Annotated in this window: 1 protein-coding gene; it reads right to left on the reverse strand. The window is 36.2% G+C overall.

What is annotated here, in order from left to right:
• Positions 1–260 precede the first annotated feature (260 nt).
• On the reverse strand, positions 261–470 hold a 210-nt coding region (locus JHD74_RS26765; RefSeq protein ID WP_233169702.1), incomplete at its 5' end, for a hypothetical protein.

Below are 470 nucleotides of genomic sequence, written 5' to 3' on the forward strand. Positions count from 1 at the left end.
GCTCATTCCTGCTTCATTACATATCGATTTACATATGTCACTGAAGCATTTTTATTTACTTAGCAATGGCTACTTCTGGCATGAAGCGGATTGGGGATGGTTTCATTACGTCCGCTTTGAGCGATAAGCAGAGTTTATCATAACAAACACCTCCAAACAGATTCACTTCGAGGTGTAAGGGGCTATAGTGAGCCCCATACTATTTATACCTTAGTTCTCCGAACTAGATTGTAAATTTTCTTGGTCAAAATAGTTTTTATTCACTCCGAAAAAAACGTAAACGCCTTATCCTTTGGCGATGTACTTTTAGCAACGACACCATAAGACTCTAACGTGATAAATTTGGATTCAAATATTTCCGTTGGGATTTTCTTTTGTAGTAGCTCGAAGAAATTTTCATCATGTGTTGAGATTATAATTTGCTTATCGAACTGGACAGAAATATTTCTTAACATATCAATCATCGAAAG

This window comes from Serratia sp. ASV30, assembly GCF_016428815.1.
Taxonomy (GTDB): domain Bacteria; phylum Pseudomonadota; class Gammaproteobacteria; order Enterobacterales; family Enterobacteriaceae; genus Chania; species Chania fonticola_C.